20 protein-coding genes are annotated in these 18,121 nt (G+C 69.0%); 12 read left to right on the top strand and 8 right to left on the bottom strand.

The window, feature by feature from the left end; all coding sequences use genetic code 11:
- Nucleotides 1-3 precede the first annotated feature (3 nt).
- A complete protein-coding gene (locus ACFSGX_RS17055) occupies nucleotides 4-837 on the bottom strand; it encodes a PDZ domain-containing protein (protein WP_380931498.1) in 834 nt (277 codons plus the stop codon).
- A 27-nt stretch (nucleotides 838-864) separates the two neighbouring features.
- Nucleotides 865-1,674 carry an N-formylglutamate amidohydrolase gene (locus tag ACFSGX_RS17050; protein ID WP_380931497.1) on the bottom strand — a complete coding sequence of 270 codons (810 nt, stop codon included), beginning with the start codon at nucleotides 1,672-1,674 and terminating at the stop codon, nucleotides 865-867.
- A 16-nt stretch (nucleotides 1,675-1,690) separates the two neighbouring features.
- On the opposite strand from ACFSGX_RS17050, the gene ACFSGX_RS17045 reads away from it, so the two are divergent.
- The 3 genes from ACFSGX_RS17045 to ACFSGX_RS17035 are packed head-to-tail and all read left to right on the top strand — an operon-like array spanning nucleotide 1,691 to nucleotide 5,425.
- On the top strand, nucleotides 1,691-2,578 hold the full coding sequence (locus ACFSGX_RS17045) for a transglutaminase family protein (protein ID WP_380931496.1): 888 nt from the start codon (nucleotides 1,691-1,693) through the stop codon (nucleotides 2,576-2,578).
- A 29-nt stretch (nucleotides 2,579-2,607) separates the two neighbouring features.
- The gene (locus ACFSGX_RS17040; protein WP_380931495.1) at nucleotides 2,608-3,438 is read left to right on the top strand and encodes a transglutaminase-like domain-containing protein; all 831 of its coding nucleotides are present in this window, start codon (nucleotides 2,608-2,610) and stop codon (nucleotides 3,436-3,438) included.
- Complete coding sequence (locus ACFSGX_RS17035) at nucleotides 3,428-5,425, top strand: M3 family metallopeptidase (protein WP_380931494.1); 1,998 nt, start codon at nucleotides 3,428-3,430, stop codon at nucleotides 5,423-5,425. The genes ACFSGX_RS17040 and ACFSGX_RS17035 overlap by 11 nt, the downstream gene beginning before the upstream one ends.
- Nucleotides 5,426-5,741: 316 nt before the next feature.
- Here ACFSGX_RS17035 and fumC read toward each other — a convergent pair whose 3' ends face one another.
- Nucleotides 5,742-7,133 (bottom strand): class II fumarate hydratase, encoded by a 1,392-nt coding sequence (fumC, locus tag ACFSGX_RS17030; RefSeq protein WP_380931493.1) that lies wholly within the window; start codon nucleotides 7,131-7,133, stop codon nucleotides 5,742-5,744.
- A gap of 174 nt (nucleotides 7,134-7,307) precedes the next feature.
- Entirely contained in the window at nucleotides 7,308-7,787 is a 480-nt protein-coding gene (locus tag ACFSGX_RS17025) for an SspB family protein (protein WP_380931492.1), read from the bottom strand.
- A gap of 73 nt (nucleotides 7,788-7,860) precedes the next feature.
- Between ACFSGX_RS17025 and hisB the strand changes: the two genes are divergently transcribed.
- The 8 genes from hisB to ACFSGX_RS16985 all read left to right on the top strand — a co-directional run bounded on the left by hisB (nucleotide 7,861) and on the right by ACFSGX_RS16985 (nucleotide 13,458).
- Entirely contained in the window at nucleotides 7,861-8,457 is a 597-nt protein-coding gene (gene hisB, locus ACFSGX_RS17020; RefSeq protein ID WP_380931491.1) for an imidazoleglycerol-phosphate dehydratase HisB, read from the top strand.
- Between the two features lie 18 nt (nucleotides 8,458-8,475).
- A complete protein-coding gene (locus tag ACFSGX_RS17015) occupies nucleotides 8,476-8,760 on the top strand; it encodes a YciI family protein (protein ID WP_380931490.1) in 285 nt (94 codons plus the stop codon).
- Complete coding sequence (gene hisH, locus ACFSGX_RS17010) at nucleotides 8,757-9,368, top strand: imidazole glycerol phosphate synthase subunit HisH (RefSeq protein ID WP_380931489.1); 612 nt, start codon at nucleotides 8,757-8,759, stop codon at nucleotides 9,366-9,368. The genes ACFSGX_RS17015 and hisH overlap by 4 nt, the downstream gene beginning before the upstream one ends.
- Complete coding sequence (hisA, locus tag ACFSGX_RS17005) at nucleotides 9,365-10,096, top strand: 1-(5-phosphoribosyl)-5-[(5-phosphoribosylamino)methylideneamino]imidazole-4-carboxamide isomerase (protein ID WP_380931488.1); 732 nt, start codon at nucleotides 9,365-9,367, stop codon at nucleotides 10,094-10,096. The genes hisH and hisA overlap by 4 nt, the downstream gene beginning before the upstream one ends.
- A gap of 220 nt (nucleotides 10,097-10,316) precedes the next feature.
- Nucleotides 10,317-11,111, top strand: a complete 795-nt coding sequence (gene hisF / locus ACFSGX_RS17000; RefSeq protein ID WP_380931487.1) for an imidazole glycerol phosphate synthase subunit HisF — start codon at nucleotides 10,317-10,319, stop codon at nucleotides 11,109-11,111.
- The gene (locus ACFSGX_RS16995; RefSeq protein WP_380931486.1) at nucleotides 11,108-11,428 is read left to right on the top strand and encodes a phosphoribosyl-ATP diphosphatase; all 321 of its coding nucleotides are present in this window, start codon (nucleotides 11,108-11,110) and stop codon (nucleotides 11,426-11,428) included. The genes hisF and ACFSGX_RS16995 overlap by 4 nt, the downstream gene beginning before the upstream one ends.
- A gap of 4 nt (nucleotides 11,429-11,432) precedes the next feature.
- Nucleotides 11,433-11,810: a histidine triad nucleotide-binding protein gene (locus tag ACFSGX_RS16990; protein WP_380931485.1), complete on the top strand. Its 378-nt coding sequence runs from the start codon at nucleotides 11,433-11,435 to the stop codon at nucleotides 11,808-11,810.
- A 115-nt stretch (nucleotides 11,811-11,925) separates the two neighbouring features.
- Entirely contained in the window at nucleotides 11,926-13,458 is a 1,533-nt protein-coding gene (locus ACFSGX_RS16985; protein WP_380931484.1) for an amino acid permease, read from the top strand.
- Between the two features lie 425 nt (nucleotides 13,459-13,883).
- On the opposite strand, the gene ACFSGX_RS16980 is transcribed toward ACFSGX_RS16985, so the two are convergent.
- Nucleotides 13,884-14,882, bottom strand: coding sequence for an adenosine kinase (locus tag ACFSGX_RS16980; protein WP_380931483.1), 999 nt, complete (start codon nucleotides 14,880-14,882; stop codon nucleotides 13,884-13,886).
- Between the two features lie 226 nt (nucleotides 14,883-15,108).
- Between ACFSGX_RS16980 and ACFSGX_RS16975 the strand changes: the two genes are divergently transcribed.
- Nucleotides 15,109-15,930, top strand: a complete 822-nt coding sequence (locus ACFSGX_RS16975) for a shikimate 5-dehydrogenase (protein ID WP_380931482.1) — start codon at nucleotides 15,109-15,111, stop codon at nucleotides 15,928-15,930.
- A 3-nt stretch (nucleotides 15,931-15,933) separates the two neighbouring features.
- Here ACFSGX_RS16975 and ACFSGX_RS16970 read toward each other — a convergent pair whose 3' ends face one another.
- From ACFSGX_RS16970 to ACFSGX_RS16960, 3 genes are all read right to left on the bottom strand, one after another.
- Nucleotides 15,934-16,323 carry a hypothetical protein gene (locus ACFSGX_RS16970; protein ID WP_380931481.1) on the bottom strand — a complete coding sequence of 130 codons (390 nt, stop codon included), beginning with the start codon at nucleotides 16,321-16,323 and terminating at the stop codon, nucleotides 15,934-15,936.
- Nucleotides 16,320-17,006, bottom strand: a complete 687-nt coding sequence (locus ACFSGX_RS16965; protein WP_380931480.1) for an EI24 domain-containing protein — start codon at nucleotides 17,004-17,006, stop codon at nucleotides 16,320-16,322. Before ACFSGX_RS16965 ends, ACFSGX_RS16970 begins: the two co-directional genes overlap by 4 nt.
- Before the next feature lie 117 nt (nucleotides 17,007-17,123).
- The gene (locus tag ACFSGX_RS16960) at nucleotides 17,124-18,068 is read right to left on the bottom strand and encodes a polysaccharide deacetylase family protein (protein ID WP_380931479.1); all 945 of its coding nucleotides are present in this window, start codon (nucleotides 18,066-18,068) and stop codon (nucleotides 17,124-17,126) included.
- Nucleotides 18,069-18,121 lie beyond the last annotated feature (53 nt).

Genomic DNA, 18,121 nt, shown 5'->3' with positions numbered 1-18,121 from the left:
GGATCAGCGCGGCTGAACCTGCAGTTCCTGCGTCTGGCCGTTGCGGCGGATGCGGAACACGACGGTGCTGGAGATCGCGGCCTCGTGCGCCAGCGTCGCCATTTCGGTCGGCCCGTCGAACGCGCGGCCGTTGATGCCGGTGATGATGTCGCCGGGTTTCAGCCCGGCCTTGGCGAACAGCGGCGGCAGCGCACGCACGGTGTAGCCGCGGTAGACGCCGTCCGCGCCGGGGGTGAGCGCCGCCTGATAGGCGACCGAATCGCGCAATTCGGCGGCCGACGCGGCGGCGGGCACGCTGGGCGGTGGCGGTGGTGCCGCGGCGGCAGTCATGACGGTGGCGGGGCCGGGATCCGCCTTGGCCGCGGCCTCCGACTGGAGCGGCATCCAGAAGCGCGTGGCGCCGGTGGTGAAGGTGGCGCGATCTGCGGCCACGCCGGTGAGGCGCGTGCCGGGGACGACGTCGGTGCCGCTGGCGATCAGCGCGCGCGTGCCGTCGCCGCGCGTGACGAGGATGCTGCCGCCGCCCGCCCGCGTCGCGAAGGTGGCGTTGACCGACAGGCCGGGGATGCTGCCGCGCAGGATCGCGCCGGGCGCGACCGGCCCAACGGGCATGGCCGGTGGCGGGGGCACGGGCGTGACGAGCGCCGGCATCGGGGGCGGGGCGGGCAGCGGGGGCGGTTCGGATATGACCGCGGCGGTCGGTTCGGAGGGCGATGTGGCCGCATAGGCGCCGATCACGGCCAGCGTGCCGACCGCCAGGATGACGCCCAGTCGCCGGTTCGCCGAAGCAGGGCGCACGACGACGATCGGGTCGGGTGTTGTGGACGCGGTAACCATCGCGGCGGCCTATGACGTTACAATGACTTAATGGTGACGCATGCCGCACGTCGCGTCGCCGCGTGCCGCCGCGGTCAGGACGCGCGCGACGATGCCGCACCACCGGTCGATCCCGGCCGCATCGCCGAGCAGGTCCTGCCGCACCTCGAATTCGACATAGGGAAGCCCCGCCGCGAAGGCGTGGCGCGGGATCGTGTGGTCGATGCGGTCCATCTTGTAAGGTTCGTTGTCGCCGACCGTCAGCAGCGGGTCGGACTGGAGCAGCGACAGAACCGCGCGGGCGAAGCCGTCGTTCGCGCCGTCGTGCAGGATGCCGACGTGCCATGGGCGTTTCGTGCCGGCCATCATCGGGGTGAAGCTGTGCAGCGCGACCAGCACGGTCGGCTGGCCGGCGGCGGTGCGGCGCGCGATCTCGGCGGCGATCGCGTCCTGATAGGGGGCGTGGATCTCGTCCACGCGGGCGGCGCGGGCGGCATCGTCCAGCCCGTGATTGGCGGGAATCGGCGTCCCGTCGCTGACCGGCACGACCGCGTTCGGCACGGCGCACGCATCCGGCGCACGGTTGCAGTCGATCACCAGCCGCGAATAATTTTGCGCGATCCACACGGCGTCGAGATGGCGCGACAATTCCGCCCCCAGCGCCGCGATGCCGATGTCCCAGCCGATGTGGCGGGCGCGCTCGGCGGCCGACACGCCCAGGTCGCCCAGGCTTTGCGGGATGACGTTTCCGGCATGATCCCCTATCAGGAGGAAAGGGGCGGTCCCCGACGGGTTGCGAATGGCGACCGGATCGGGGTCGCCCGCGGACAACAGGGTATTCCATGCAGCCGTCGTCACGTCCGATCTCCCCATCATGCCGTTCCTGACCATCGCGCATAGCACCCGCTATGCCTATCGCCACCCGGTATCGTTCGGCGAACACCGCATCATGGTGCGCCCGCGCGAAAGCCATGACCAGCGCCTGATCGAGGCGCGGCTCGATATCACGCCCGCACCGGCCGAGCTGCGCTACATCCACGACGTGTTCGGCAATTCCGTCGCGATCGCGCGGTTCGACCGGCGCGCGCGCGAACTGCGGTTCGACAGCGTGGTGCGGATGGAACACAGCCCGGCCGGCGACCATGCGGTCGCGATCGAGGATTATGCCCGCGCCTTCCCGTTCACCTATGCCAGCGAGGACATGCCCGACCTGTTGCGCTCGATCGAGCGGCAGCACCTCGACCCCGAACGGATCGTCGACAGCTGGGCGCGCAGTTTCGTGAGCGACGACCGGCGGACCGACACGGCCGAGATGCTGGCCACCATGACCGAGACGATCCGCCGCGAATTCACCTATGTCCCGCGCTACGAACAGGGGACGCAGAGCCCGATCGAGACGCTGAACCGGCGGCAGGGCACCTGCCGCGACTATGCCGTGCTGATGATGGAGGCGGCGCGTGCGCTCGGCCTCGCGGCGCGGTTCGTGTCGGGTTACGTCTACAGCCCGTCGCGCGGGGAGGGCCGCGTGGGGGGCGGCAACACCCATGCCTGGGTGCGGATCTTCCTGCCCGGATCGGGGTGGGTGGAATATGATCCGACCAACGGCATCGTCGGCAATCGCGGCCTGATCCGCGTCGCGGTGGCGCGCGATCCGATGCAGGCGGTGCCGCTGTCGGGAAGCTGGGCGGGCTTTCCGGGCAGCGATACCGGCATGACTGTCGACATTGCGGTTCATCTGGACGACGATACGATCCCCGCTTGAGCACAAGCGTCACTGGGAGACGTGCCATCATGCTGATCCGCACCGGTTACGACATCAGTTTTACCGCGAACCGGCCGACGCCGATGATGGCGATGCTGAGTATCCACCCGTCGCGCAGCCGCGACCTGACGACGCCGCACCGCATCACATCGGACAAGGATGTTCCGATGTACGACTATATCGACGGGTTCGGGAATGTGTGTACCCGGCTGACGATCCCCGCCGGCGGCATCACCCTGTCGGCGGATTTCACGGTGGAGGACAGCGGGTTACCGGACCGGGTGGTGCCGGATGCGCCGCAGGTGCCGGTGGCGGACCTGCCCGACGAGATCCTCGTCTACCTGCTGGGCAGCCGATATTGCGAGACGGACCGGCTCTCGAACACCGCGTGGAACCTCTTCGGCAACACGCCGCCCGGCTGGGCGCGGGTGCAGGCGATCGTCGATTTCGTCCATGACCATATCGAATTCGGATACAACCATGCGCGGTCGACCAAGACGGCGTGGGACGCGTTCCAGGAAAAGCGCGGCGTGTGCCGCGATTTCGCGCATCTGGCGGTGACGCTCTGCCGCTGCATGAACATCCCGGCGCGTTACTGCACCGGATATCTGGGCGATATCGGCGTGCCGATTTCCGACGCGCCGATGGATTTCAGCGCGTGGTTCGACGTGTATCTGGGCGGCGAGTGGCATACGTTCGACGCGCGGCACAATATCCCGCGGATCGGCCGCATCCTGATGGCGCGCGGGCGCGACGCGACCGACACGGCGCTGACCACCGTGTTCGGTCCGGCGACGCTCAGCCGGTTCGATGTCCATACCGACGAACTTCCTGATGAAGGCCATACCGATGTCCCCTAATCCCCTGCTCGCCGACTGGGATACCCCGTTCGGTGCGCCGCCGTTCGACCTGATCGAGGCCGACCATTTCCTGCCCGCGCTGGAAATCGCGATGGCGGAGAAGATGGCGGAGATCCGCGCCATCGCCGACGCGACCGGACCCGCGACGTTCGACAGCGTGATCGCGCCCCTCGAACGGTCGGGCGCCGCGTTGGCGAAGGTCGGACGCGTCTTCTGGACGCTGTCGTCCGCGCACGGCGATGCGGGCATCCGCGCGATCGAGGCGGAGGTGTCCGAACGGATGTCGGCGCACGGCACCGCGATCTCGCATGATCCCGCGCTGTTCGCGCGCGTGGCCGCGGTGTGGGAAGCGCGCGAGCTGGCCGGGCTGACTGCCGAACAGCTGCGGCTGGTCGACAATGTCTATCACGGGTTCGTGAATGGCGGGGCGGGGCTGAATCCGGCGGACAAGGCGCGGTTCGCGGCGATCGATGCGCGGCTGGCGGCGCTGTCCGTCAAGTTCGGGCAGAATGTGATGGGCGCGGTTGGCGACTGGTCGCTGGTGGCGGACGAGGCGGAGGTGGACGGCCTGCCGACCGCGGTGCGCGAGGCGGCGGCGGCGCGTGCGGCGGCCGAAGGGCTGGCGGGGCGGTACCGGTTCATGCTGGACCGCGGGGATTTCGAGGCGGTCACGACGTTCGCCACGAACCGCGAGCTGCGCGAGACGATGTGGCGCGCGTTCACGCAACGCTGCGACGGCTCGGCCTACGACAACAACCCGCTGGTGGCGGAGATCGTCGCGTTGCGGCGCGAGAGCGCGGCGCTGCTCGGTCATGCGACCTATGCCGACTACAAATTGGTCGACAGCATGGCGGCGTCACCGGACGCGGCGCATGCGCTGCTGATGCGGCTATGGGGGCCGGCGCGGGAAAAGGCGATCGTAGAGACCGCGACGTTGCAGCGGCTGGCCGACCGCGACGGCGTGATGATCGCGCCGTGGGACTGGCGCTATTATGCCGAACAGGTGCGGCGCGAGGAGTATGCGCTGGATGCCGGTGCGGTGCGCGCGTTGCTGCGCGTCGAGGGCGTGCGCGCCGCGGCGTTCGATGTGGCGGGGCGGTTGTACGGGCTGCGCTTCGTCGCGCGGCCGGACGTGCCGGTCTATCACCCCGACGTGACCGCGTGGGACGTGCGCGATGCGGCGGGCGAGGCAGTCGGACTGCTCTACACCGATTATTTCGCGCGGCCGACCAAGCATGGCGGCGCGTGGATGGGATCGCTCCGCGTGCAGGAGCGGATGGACGGGCCGGTGCTGCCGATCGTCTACACCGTCGCGAACTTCTCGAAGGCGCCGGTCGCGGCGGAGAGCCGGCTGTCGCTGGACGAGGCGCGGACGCTGTTCCACGAATTCGGCCATGCGCTCCATGCGCTGCTGTCGAACGTGACCTATCCGAGCCTGGCCGGGACCGCGGTGGCACGCGATTTCGTCGAATTCCCGAGCAAGTTCATGGAGCATTGGATCGTGGCGCCGGAAGTGCTGCGCAGGTTCGGGATGGACGATGCGATGATCGCGGCGATCGGCGCGGGCGACGGGTTCGGGCAGGGTTTCTCGACCGTCGAGCTGACCGGGTCGTCGATCGTCGATCTGGCGCTGCACCGCGCGACCGGGCCGGTCGAAGCGCCGGCGTTCGAGGCGGCGATGCTGGCGGAACTGCAGATGCCGGACGCGATCGTGCTGCGCCACCGGTTGCCACACTTCACCCACGTGTTCGATGGCGGCTATGCGGCGGCCTATTACAGCTACCTCTGGGCCGAGGTGCTCGACGAGGATGCGTTCGACAGCTTCGCCGAACCGGGTCGGTTGTTCGATCGCGGGCTGGCGGAACGGTTCCGCGACGAGGTGCTGGCGCGCGGGGACAGTCGCGATCCGATGCTGTCCTTCGTAGCGTTCCGCGGGCGTGGGCCGGATGAGGCGCCGTTGCTGCGCCAGCGGGGTTTGGTGGGGTAGGCTGCTTCTCTCTTAGCCCCTCTCCTTCAGGGGAGGGGTTGGGGTGGGGGCTACCTCGCCTCCCCTGCAACGCTGTTTGGTTGAAGCGGTCAGCCCCACCCCAACCCCTCCCCTAAAGGAGAGGGGCTTACTGTCCCGTTCGCGGCGACCTTGCGTTCACCGCGACCGTTATCCCGGCGAAAGCCGGGATCTCCCTTGGGCTGGGGATGAGCGCTTCACCGTAGGGCGATCCCGGCCTTCGCCGGGATGAAGGTTTGGGGTGAGGCCGGATAAGGCGGACAGTGATGTCGGCCAGGGCAGTCCCTCGCCGGGTCAATTACCGCCCCAGCATCGTCTCCGCCCGCACGACGCGGTCGAACGTTTCCGCATCGACCAGCCCCGACGCCAGCGCAGCCTCGCGCAAGGTCTGGCCCTCGTGATGCGCGGTCTTGGCGATCTTGGCGGCGTTGTCGTAGCCGATCTCGGGGGCGAGTGCGGTGACCAGCATGAGCGAACGGTCGAGCAGCGCGGCGATGCGGTCGCGATCGGGTTCGAGACCTTCGAGCGCGCGGAGGCGGAAACTGTCCATGCCGACGCTGAGCAGGTCGATCGAGCGCAAGACGGCGGCGCCGATCAGTGGCTTGAAGACGTTGAGTTCGAGATGACCCTGGAGCCCGCCGATCGTGGCGGCCATGTGGTTGCCCATCACCTGGGCGGCGACCATCGTCAGCATCTCGCACTGCGTCGGGTTGACCTTGCCGGGCATGATCGAACTGCCGGGCTCGTTCTCGGGCAGGTGCAGTTCGCCCAGGCCGCAGCGCGGGCCGGAGCCGAGCAGGCGGATGTCGTTGGCGATCTTCGACAGCGACACCGCGAGCACGCTCAGCACACCGGACAGCTCGACGAGCGTGTCGTGGCTGGCGAGCGCCTCGAACTTGTTCGGAGCGGTTTCGAACGGCAGGCCGGTCAGTTCCGCGAGCTCCGCCGCGACTGCGGGACCGAAATTGGCCGGTGCGTTGAGCCCGGTGCCGACCGCGGTGCCGCCCTGCGCAAGGCGGTAGAGCCGCGGCTGGACGCCTTCGATGCGCGCGATGCCGTCGGCGATCTGCTGCGCATAGCCCGAAAATTCGTCGCCGAGCGTGAGCGGGGTCGCGTCCTGGAGATGCGTGCGGCCGATCTTGACGATCGCGTCCCACGCCTGCGCCTTGCCCGACAGTTCGGCGTGCAGCGCGCGGAGGGCGGGAAGCAGTGCGTCGTGGACTGCGCGCGCCGCGGCGATGTGAAGCGCGGTCGGGAAGCTGTCGTTCGACGACTGGCCCTGGTTGACGTGGTCGTTCGGGTGGACCGGGCTCTTGCCGCCGCGGGTGCCGGTGAGCACCTCGTTGGCGCGGCCGGCGATCACCTCGTTGACGTTCATGTTCGACTGCGTGCCGGAACCCGTCTGCCAGATGACGAGCGGGAATTCCTGGTCGAGCTTGCCGGCGACGATCTCGGCCGCGGCGGATTCGATCGCATCAGCGACCTTTGCGTCGAGGCCGTGAAGCCGGTTCACGCGGGCGGCGGCCTGCTTCACCAGCGCGAGGCCGTGGACGATGCCGATCGGCATGCGTTCCTGCGCGCCGAACGGGAAGTTGGCGATCGATCGCTCGGTCTGGGCACCCCAGTAGCGGTCGGCGTGAACTTCGAGCGGGCCGAAGCTGTCGGTTTCGGTGCGGGTCTGGCTGGTCATGACGGACAAGCGCGCGGGGGCGGCTTGGGTTGCATTTTATGACGTGACGGGCGCCACGGCGCGGGAGCCGAACGGTCGGGCGGCGGTCCTTGTGACCCTGGATCCCGGATCAAGTCCGGGATACGCCTCCCTCGAGCGCAGACCCCGTGAAGAGTTTGCCCCTTCAGTCCGGCCTTATTTCTTCCGCGTGAAGTCCACGGACACGACGTTGCTGCCGTCTTCGATCGGTTCGGCGATCGGGGTGTCGTTGCCGGCTGGGGTCTGTTCGACGGCGTCGTCGTCGGCCTGCGCCTGGAACTGGAGCGCGAAGTTGACGGCGGGGTCGACGAAGCCGGTGATCGCCGCGAACGGGATGACCAGGCGCGAGGCGATCTGGTTGAAGGACAGGCCGACCTCGAACTCGTCGGGGCGGACGATCAGGTCCCAGTAGCGGTTCTGGATGACGATCGTCATTTCGTCCGGGAATCGTTCGATCAGGTGGCGCGGGATGTCGACGCCGGCCGCATGCGTCTTGAACGTGATGTAGAAATGATGCTCGCCGGGCAGGCCGCCGCCGCGTTCGACCTCACCCAGCACGCGGCCGACCACGGCGCGCAACGCCTCCTGGACGATCTCGTCATAGGGAATCAGGCTGTCGGGCGAGGTCTCGGTCATGGCTCGCTAGGTGAACGCGGGGCGCGGCGGGGTCAAGCGTTGCGTGGGGGCGACGCTGCGCTATAGCGGCGGCATGCGCACAGCCACCGTCCACCGCAAGACCAGCGAAACCGAGATCCGCGTCACGTTGAACCTCGACGGGACCGGCATCTATCACTGCCGCACCGGCATCGGGTTTCTCGACCATATGCTGGAGCAGTTGTCGCGCCATTCGCTGATCGACATCGACGTCGCGGCGACCGGCGACCTGCACATCGACCAGCATCACACGACCGAGGACGCCGGCCTGGCGATCGGCGAGGCGCTGACCCGCGCGCTGGGCGACCGCAAGGGCATCCAGCGTTACGGCCACGCCTATGCGCCGATGGACGAGACGCTGAGCCGGGTCGCGATCGACATTTCCGGCCGGCCGTTCATGGTGTGGCGGGCGGAGTTCTCGCAGGCCAAGCTCGGCGATTTCGACACCGAGCTGTTCGAGCATTTCTTCCATTCGCTGGCGCAGACGGCGGGCATCACGCTGCACGTCGAGACGCTATACGGGCGCAACAACCACCATATCGTCGAAAGCATCTTCAAGGCGGCGGCGCGCGCGCTGCGCTTCGCGGTGGAGGTGGACCCGCGCAAGGCCGATCAGGTGCCGAGCACCAAGGGTACGCTGGGCGGCATCTGACCGCTGGGAGACTTGTCGATGTTCGTGCTGACGCTGACGTACGTGGCGCCGCTGGAGGCGGTGGACGCCGAGATGGACGCGCATGTCGCGTGGTTGAAGCAGGGCTTTGCCGCCGGCGTGTTCGTGGCGGCGGGGCGGCAGATCCCGCGGACCGGCGGCGTGATCCTGGCGCTGGGCGAGCGCACGCTGATCGAGGAACTGGTGAAGACCGATCCGTTCGCGACGGCTGGCGTGGCGACCTACGCCGTGACCGAGTTCCGCGCGACGATGGTCGGCGACGGGTACGAGGGTTTGCAGGCGTGACGCTGGCGCTGATCGATTATGGCGCGGGCAATCTGCGCTCGGTGGAGAATGCGTTGCGCGCGGCGGGGTGCGACGATCTGGTCGTGACCGCGGACACCGATGTCGTGGCGGCGGCGGACCGGATCGTGTTGCCGGGCGTCGGCGCGTTCGGCGCGTGCATCGGCGCGTTGCGCGCGATCGACGGGATGGAGCAGGCGATGGCGGCGGCGGTGCAGACGCGCGGCGTGCCGTTCCTGGGCGTGTGCGTGGGGATGCAGCTGCTCGCGACGCAGGGCGAGGAGCACGGCGTCCATGCCGGGCTCGGTTGGATCCCGGGCAGCGTGTCGGCGATGGTGCCGAGCGCGGCGGCGCGGGTGCCGCACATGGGCTGGAACGACGTCGTGCCGGCGCGGCCGCATGCGATGCTGAGCCCGGGCGAGGCGTATTTCCTGCACGGCTACCGCTTCGATGCGGACGATGCCGCCGACGTGCTCGCGAAGACGCAGCATGGCGGGCCGGTCACCGCCGCCGTGGCGCGCGACACGGTGATCGGCGTGCAGTTCCATCCTGAAAAGAGCCAGTCCTACGGGCTGGCGTTCCTGTCGCGTTTTCTGGAGTGGCGGCCTTGAGCATCATCATTTTCCCGGCGATCGACCTGAAGCAGGGCCAGGTCGTGCGGCTGGCCGAGGGCGATATGGACCGCGCCACGGTATACGGCGACGACCCGGCGCAGCAGGCGGAAGCGTTCGCTGCGGCGGGGGCGGACTGGGTGCATGTCGTCGACCTCGACGGCGCGTTCGCGGGCAAGGCGGTGAATGCGCAGGCGGTCGAGGCGATCGTCGCGGCGTTTCCGGGCAAGGTTCAGCTGGGTGGCGGCATCCGTGACCGGGCGGGGATCGACCGCTGGCTGGCGCTGGGTGTCGAGCGGGTGGTGATCGGCACCGCGGCGCTGGAGGACCCGGAACTGGTCCGGGCGGCGGCGCGCGATCTGCCGGGGCGGATCGTGGTGGCGGTGGATGCACGCGACGGCATGGTCGCGACGCGCGGCTGGGCAGACGTTTCCGACGTGCCGGTGGTCGAGATGGCCGAGCGGTTCCGCGATGCGGGGGTGGCGTCGCTGCTGTTCACCGATGTCGGGCGCGACGGGATGATGCGCGGGTGTAATATCGAGGCGACGGTGGCGCTCGCCCGCAAGACGCGCATCCCGGTGATCGCGAGCGGGGGCGTGACCGATATCGGCGACGTGCTCGCGCTGGCGCGGCTGGCGTCGGAGGGGATCGAGGGCGTGATCACCGGGCGCGCGCTGTACGACGGGCGGCTCGATCTGGGCGAGGCGCTCAGGGTCGGGCGGGCGTGATGGTTCCGCTCCGTACCCCCGCGCAGGCGGGGGTCCAGTTCCGCGCTCCGATCTGGATCCCCGCCTCCGCGGGGGTACGGCTAGCGTCTTCTGGTCCCTCCCCCCCACGGGGGGAGGGCCGGGGTGGGGGGCTTTTCTGGGTGGAGCGTCGGTTGGCTACGTCAGCCCAAGCCACGCCCCCCACCCAACCCTCCCCCCGTGGGGGGGAGGGCTTTCTGTCATGACCGTCCGCACGCGCATCATTCCGTGTCTCGACGTCGCCAACGGGCGCGTGGTGAAGGGGGTGAATTTCGTCGACCTCGCGGACGCGGGCGATCCCGTGGCGCAGGCGCGCGTCTATGACGCCGCGGGCGCGGACGAGCTGTGCTTTCTTGATATTGGCGCGAGCCACGAAGGGCGCGGAACGATCCTCGACGTCGTCGCGCGGACGGCGGCGGTGTGTTTCATGCCGCTGACCGTCGGCGGCGGGGTGCGCAGTGCGGCGGATGCCCGCGCGCTGCTGCTCGCCGGCGCGGACAAGGTCGCGGTGAACAGCGCGGCGGTGGAGCGGCCCGAACTGGTGGCGGAGATCGCCGACCGGTTCGGCGCGCAGTGCGTGGTCGGGTCGATCGACGCGCGACGGTCGGGCGACGGGTGGGAGATCTTCACCCATGGCGGGCGGCGCGGCACGGGCATCGACGCGGTGGCGCATGCGGTGCGGCTGGCCAAGCTGGGTGCGGGCGAGCTGCTCGTCACGTCGATGGACCGCGACGGGACGCGCGACGGATACGACCTTGCGCTGACCCGGACGATTGCCGACGCGGTCAACGTGCCGGTGATCGCCAGCGGCGGCGTGGGTACGCTCGACCATCTGGTCGACGGCGTGGTCGAGGGTCATGCGAGCGCGGTGCTGGCCGCGTCGATCTTTCATTTCGGGCAGCATACGATCGCGGACGCGCGGGCGTCGCTGGCGGCCGCGGGGTTGCCGGTGCGACGCTTGACGGGTGCGGGCGCGGCGGGGAGGGTGGACGCATGACCGAGACGCTCGCTCGCCTGGAAGCCACGATCGCCGCCCGCCGCGGGGGCGACCCCGACGCGTCCTATGTCGCGCGGCTGTTCGCCAAGGGCACACCCAAGATCGCGCAGAAGGTGGGCGAGGAAGCGGTCGAAGCGGTGATCGCCGCGGTTGCGGGCGACCGCGCCGGACTGGTCGGCGAGGCGGCGGACCTGCTTTTCCACCTGGCCGTACTGCTGGCCGACGCGGGCGTGCCGATCGCCGAGGTCATGGCCGAACTCGACCGCCGCGAGGGCCTGTCCGGCCTTGCCGAGAAAGCTGCCCGCACAGAGGACTGACGCCATGCCGATCGATGCGACGCTGCCCTATGACGACGACAATATCTTCGCGCGGATCCTGCGCGGGGAGATCCCGGCGAAGCGCGTGTACGAGGACGATCATGCGCTGGCGTTCCACGACATCGCCCCGCAGGCGCCGGTGCATGTGCTGGTGATCCCCAAGGGGCGCTATGTATCGTGGGACGATTTCTCCGCGACCGCCGGCGATGCGGAGATTGCCGGCTTCGTGCGCGCGGTGGCGACCGTGGCGCGGGAACAGGGGCTGGTCGAGCCGGGATACCGGTTGCTGGCCAATGTTGGCAGCCATGGCGGGCAGGAGGTGCCGCATCTGCACGTCCACCTGTTCGGCGGGCGGGCGCTTGGCCGGATGGTGGCCGAATAGCCACGCTTTTCGCGGCAATGCTTAGCCTATTGCGCGATGCGGAATAGCGGTTAGTCTTTCCCCTTTCAGCCGGAGCGGATGAGCCGCGCGTACCGGCTATGGGGGACTGGGCAGAATGATATTCGGGCGCGTTAAGTCGCTGGACGCCATCCTGGCGACGGCGGAGAGGAAATCGCTGCACCGATCGCTGGGGGCGTTGCAGCTGACGTTGCTGGGTGTCGGGGCGATCATCGGGACCGGCATCTTCGTGCTGACGTCGGAGGCCGCGCAGAAGGCAGGCCCCGGCATGATGATCAGCTTCATCATCGCGGGCGCGGTCTGCGCGGTTGCGGCACTGTGTTATTCCGAACTGGCATCGATGGTGCCGGTGTCTGGCTCCGCCTATACCTATACCTATGCGTCGCTGGGCGAGTTGCTCGCCTGGACGGTCGGGTGGGCGCTGGTCCTGGAATATGCGGTGGCGGCCAGTGCGGTCGCGGTCGGGTGGTCCGGCTATTTCGTCGGGCAGATGCGCGGCTGGTTCGGCGTCGAAATGCCGTTGTCGCTGATCGCTGGGCCTTATGCCGGGGGGATCATCAACCTGCCGGCGGTGATCATCTCGCTGGCGATCACGGGCCTGCTGATCATCGGCACCAGCGAGAGCGCCAAGGTGAACGCGGTGCTGGTCGGGATCAAGGTGACCGCGCTGACGCTGTTCATCGTGCTCGCGTTGCCGGTGATGCGGATGGAGAATTTCGAACCGTTCGCCCCGCAGGGCTGGATGGGGGCCGGCGGTTCGGGCGTGATCGGGGCGGCCGCGTCGATCTTCTTCGCCTATGTCGGGTTCGACGCGGTGTCGACCGCGGCGGAGGAGACCAAGAATCCGCAGCGCAACGTGCCGCTGGGCCTGCTCGGCAGCCTCGCGATCTGCACGATCTTCTACATGCTGGTGGCATCCGGCGCGATCGGATCGCCGCTGGGCGCGCAGCCGGTGCTGAACGCGGCTGGCCAGTGGCTGGCGCCCGGTTCGACCGAACTGGCTGCACGCTGCGCCACGATCACCGCCGCCGGTGTCGAGCCGCTGGCGTGTTCGAAGGAAGCGCTGGCGCACGTGCTGCGTGAGATCGGCTATCTGAAGATCGGCAATTTGATCGGTCTGGCGGCGTTCCTGGCGCTGCCGTCGGTGATCCTCGTCATGATCTTCGGCCAGACGCGGATGTTCTTCGTGATGTCGCGCGACGGGCTGCTGCCCGAAAAGCTGTCGACGATCCATCCGAAGTGGAAGACGCCGCACATCATCACCGCGATCACCGGGATCGGCGTGACTCTGGCCGCGGCGTTCCTGCCGGTCGGCAAGCTGGCCGATATCGCCAATGCGGGCACGCTGTTCGCATTCCTGATGGTGGCGATCGCGGTGCTGCGGCTGCGCAAGACGCATCCGAACGTGAAGCGCGCGTTCCGCGTGCCGGCGGTGTGGCTGGTCGCGATCCTGACGATCTTGGGTTGCGTCGGGCTGTTCCTCGCCTTGCCGAGCGACGCGCAGTTGGTGCTGCCGGTGTGGGGCGCGGTCGGGCTGCTGCTGTACTTCGCCTATGGCTACCGCAAGAGCCACGTGGCGCGCGGGCTGGACGTGGTGCCGGACGCACCGAAGACGCCGGGGACGTTTTAAGGCCAGGTCCGGCGTGTGGCCCGGTTCGCGTGATGAGGCGCGGACCGGGCGGACCAGCGGTTGGTGATGGGATGCAGCTGGGCTCAGCCATAAGCGTGGCGCTGCCCGAACGTGACACGGTCGGCGAGCGGACGCAGGGTTTCTCTGCTGCTTTCTGACGAGAAGCGTCTTGCGGGATGCGGCCGGCCTATCGCCGGACCAGCTTTGGCGCGATCGTGGCGCTGTAACTGCGCCGAGGCGACGCGCACGGCCTGCAACTTAGGCCATCACGTGCTTACGCACGAAACCTTGAGGCGTTTAGACGGGCCCGGCTGGCGTGACGCTCGTCTTCGGTGCCGTGTTGGTGGTGCCGTTGCCCTCACCCCCAAACCCCCTCCCCTGAACGGGAGGGGGTTTTTTGTTGCGTCTTCGTCCTGCGTCGGGACTTAGCCCAGGCGGGCGGTGACGAGGGTCTTGAGGTCGGCTTCGGGGCGCGCGCCGTAGTGGCTGATGACTTCGGCGGCGGCGACGGCGCCCATGGTCAGGCTGTCGGCGATCGAGCGGCCCTTGGCCTGGCCGGCGAGGAAACCGGCGGCGAACAGGTCGCCCGCACCCGTCGTGTCGACGATCCGGTCGACCGGTTCGGCGGCGACCTCGTGACGGGTCGTGCCGTTTTCGATCGCGATCGCGCCGTCCGCGCCGCGGGTGACGACGAGCACGGGGACCGACTTGGCGATCTTGGCGACCGCGGCCTCGAAATCGTCGAGCGCGGCGAGGGCGAGCAGCTCCTCCTCGTTGGCGAACAGGATGTCGATGTCGCCGGCCTCGACCATCGCGACGAAATCGGCGTGGTGGTTGAGGATGCAGAACGTCGCGGAGACGCCGAGTGCGACCTTGCGGCCGGCGGCGCGGGCAATGCGGATCGCATCCTGCATCGCGGCGCGCGGTTCGGCCGGATCCCAGAGATAGCCTTCGAGCAGCAGCACGGCGGCCGATTCGACGAGCGTGCGGTCCGCGGCGTTGGTCGGCAGGAACTGCGCCGCGCCGAGGAAGGTGTTCATCGTGCGCTGGCCGTCTTCGCTGACCAGGACGAGGCAGCGGCCGGTGGGAACCGAAGCGTCGCGCGCGGGGACGTCGAACGCGATACCCTGCGCGCGGATGTCGTGGACGAACACGGCGCCGAGCTGATCGTCGGCGACCTGGCCGATGAAGCCGCACGATGCGCCCATCATGGCGGCGCCGGCGAGCGTGTTGGCGGCGGACCCGCCGCTGACTTCGCGGCCCGGGCCCATGCCGGCGTAGAGGCTTTCGGCGCGCGGCGCGTCGATCAGCTGCATCTGGCCCTTCACCATGCCCTCCTGCGACAGGAAGGCGTCGTCGGTGGCGGCAATGACGTCGACGATGGCGTTGCCGATCGCGAGAATATCGAGCGTTGGGGCGGTCAAGGCGGTCTCCGGTGGCTGCGTTGGTTGGGATCGCGCCTAGGCGGACGCGGCGGGGTTGTCGAGCGTGGTGGTGGGTTTGTGGGTTGCTTCGTTCATCGGCGCAGGCCGGGGCCTAGGTGAAGCGGTGGTGTCCAGGCCCAGGCCTTCGCCGGGGAGCGACGCGGCTTTGCATTTTGGCGGGGAACGCGGGATGAGGCGGCGACGAACCGACGAAGGAGACCTGCCCATGAAACCCGCGATCGGTCGCGATACGATGATGTGCATGTCGCTGTCCGCGCGGCCGGGCAATTTCGGGTCGCGGTTCCACAATCACCTGTACGACGCGATGGGGATCGACGGGGTCTACAAGTCGTTTTCGACCACCGATCTTGCCGGCGCGATGGCGGGGATCCGTGCGCTGGGCATTCGCGGCTGCGCGGTGTCGATGCCGTTCAAGGAGGCGGCGATCACGCTGCTCGACGATCTCGACGCGTCGGCGCGGGCGATCGATTCGGTCAACACGATCGTCAACGATGGCGGGCACCTGACCGGGTACAACACCGATTATGGCGCGGTGCGGACGCTGGTGACGCGGTCCGGGATCACCGCCGACACGCCGTTCCTGCTGCGCGGCAGCGGGGGGATGGGGAAGGCGGTTGCCGCTGCGTTGCGCGATGCGGGGCAGACGCAGGGTACGATCGTGGCGCGCAACGCGGACGCCGGGCGGCGGCTGGCTGAGCAATATGGATTCGGCTGGGTCGCGGAGTTGGACGATGCGCCAGCGGCCGGCATGCTGGTGAACGTGACGCCGATCGGTATGCGCGGCGGGAACGAGGGTGCGCTGGCGTTTCCCGACGCGATGATCGCGCAGGCGGTGCTGGTGTGCGATGCGGTCGCGGTACCGGTCGAGACGCCGTTGCTCGCCGCAGCGGCGCGGCACGGCGTCGCGCGGATCACGGGCGAGCAGATCGCGGTGTTGCAGGCGCTGGAGCAGTTCGTGCTCTATACCGGGCAGACGCCGAACGATGCGCAGGTCGCGGCGGCGGCTGTGTTCGCCGCGGCGGGTTAGCGCCTATTGCCGGCTGAGCATCGCGAGGCAGGCTGCGCGGTCGTAGTCGGCGCCGGCGGGGGTGCGGGCGTCGACCCAGGTGACGACCGGTTTGCCGTTGCCCTTGGGGTAGAGATAGGTGTCGAGCACACAGGCGGGGCCGACGAACTGCAGCCGCCGGCCGCGGTCCTCGCGCTGGTCCTGGTCGGGGGTGCCGAGTAGTGCCACGACCGCGTCGGCATCGCGCCCCATCACGCGTTCCAGCCCCGCCGGGTTGATGACCGTCGCGCGCGGCGGCGCCTGCGCCACGCCGGGCTTGACCGGTGCGGTGGCGCAACCGGCGAGCGCGAGCAGCAGCGCGGCCCCGCAGGCGCCGGCTGTGCCATGGAATGTCCGCCGGGTCGTCATGGTCATCGCCGTCTCCGGTGGTACAGATGCGTCGCCATCGCGGCACCCAGCACGGGCGCCAGCAGGTTGACGACCGGAACCACGAACAGCACCGCCGCGACAAGCCCCAGCGGCAACCGGACGCCGCGCGTCGCGCCCAGTTCGGGCTTAATCGCGGCAGGCGGCAGATGACGCACCGCGACCATCTCCCACAGGTCGCGGCCGAGCGCGAAGCCGTTCACCGCGACGACGAGCAGCAGCGGCCCGATCCCGGTGACCAGCAGCACGATGTAGAACGGCGCGGCGAGCAGATTGTAGCCGAGTAGCCGGAGCGCCGACCGCAGCCCCATCGCCGCCCCGCGCGCCCAGCCGGGGGCCCGCGCCGCCGTGGCCGCCGCGGGGTAGTGCCGCCGCTCGACCGCCGCGACGATCTCGTCCGAAAAGGCACCGATCACGCCGATCGCGATGGCCGGAAACAGCAGCCAGACCGCAACGACCAGGAACAACAGCGTGCCGACCGTGCCCAGATCGCGCGTGCAAAGCTCGTAGGACGCGACCGCGACGCAGCTGTCGCTGCCGACGATCAAGGTATGCAGCACATAGCCGACCGCCGCGAACAGCAGCAGCGTGACGAGCAGCGACAGCCCGAGCACGCGCAGGATCGCCCGGTCGCCCAGTTGCCGAATCGAAAGCAGGAGGGCGGCGATCATGCGGCGGAGTATCCTGTTGTTGAGTTCGGCACCGGCGGCGGCCGATCGGCGGTTCGGGCATATCACCGGATCGGACGCTGCTCTACCGGTGGCGTCGGTCCTGCCCGGCCCGCGATGCTACAGTCCGCGCGCGTCCATCCGCGGTGCTTCGTAATCGCCATCCTCGCCCGGATAGCGCAATTGACCTGCGAAGCGGCCGTCCGCCTTTGCCAGCGACCAGATGAGGCTCTGCCCGGCTGGCAGGGTGTCCGGCTTCAACGCAAGGGTCGACGATGCGAAGGCGGTTTCGGCATCGACGAGCCGCCAGCCCCGTGCGCGGAACATGGCCAGCATGTCGTCGAGGAAGAGGCCGGTCGTCAGCCGGTGATGCAGCAGGATCGTGTGATCGATTGAGTGTCCGAAAAGCGATCGGGCGAGGCCGTCGTAGAAGGTCGCCCGTTCCCACACATGGTCGAGATAGAAGCGCCGATAGGGTGCGATCGCGCTGTGCGGATCGACCGCCAGCCGGGCTTTCAAGCGGTTGTCGATGTACCAGTCCGACGTGTCGATCGTCACCGGCGCGTTGCGATATCGGTGGCGATCGAGGAGCGCGCGCATCGCGTCGCGCCCGGTCGCAGTCTTGCCTTCCGCGAGATAGGGGAAACGGAAAAGCCTGCGAAAGCCGGCGTAGCGTGACAGCAGGGGCTCGCAACGCAGGATGTCCGCCATCAGCCCGGCGGGATCCTGCCCGCTGAAATAGCGATGCGAGAAACTATGGTTGCCCAGGATATGCCCCTCGTCCGACCAGCGCGTCAGAACGCGGGGGGCGACCGTGGCGTCGACATATTTGCCGGCGACGAACCCGGCCGCCTTCACCCGGTGACGCCGCAAGGCCGCAAGGATCGCCGCGTCGCGCTCCGATCCGCTGAGCAGTGGCGTGTCGGACAGGTCGAAGTCGTCGATGGTGACGGCAATGCCGGGGGTCGCCGCGGCCCGCCCGCGGTCGGGCCGTGCGCAGCCGGCGACGAGGCCGGAGGCAGCGAGCCCGGCAAGCAGGGTTCGACGATCGGGATGAACGGCCATGCCGCATGATGGGGGCCATGGGGTCGTCTGGCAATCTCAGCCGATGGGTTTCG

Origin of the sequence: Sphingomonas arantia (assembly GCF_042682045.1) — a bacterium.
Lineage (GTDB): Bacteria > Pseudomonadota > Alphaproteobacteria > Sphingomonadales > Sphingomonadaceae > Sphingomonas_R > Sphingomonas_R arantia.
The sequence above is the reverse complement of the archived record's forward strand: the minus strand, read 5'-3'. Positions and strand labels throughout refer to the sequence as shown.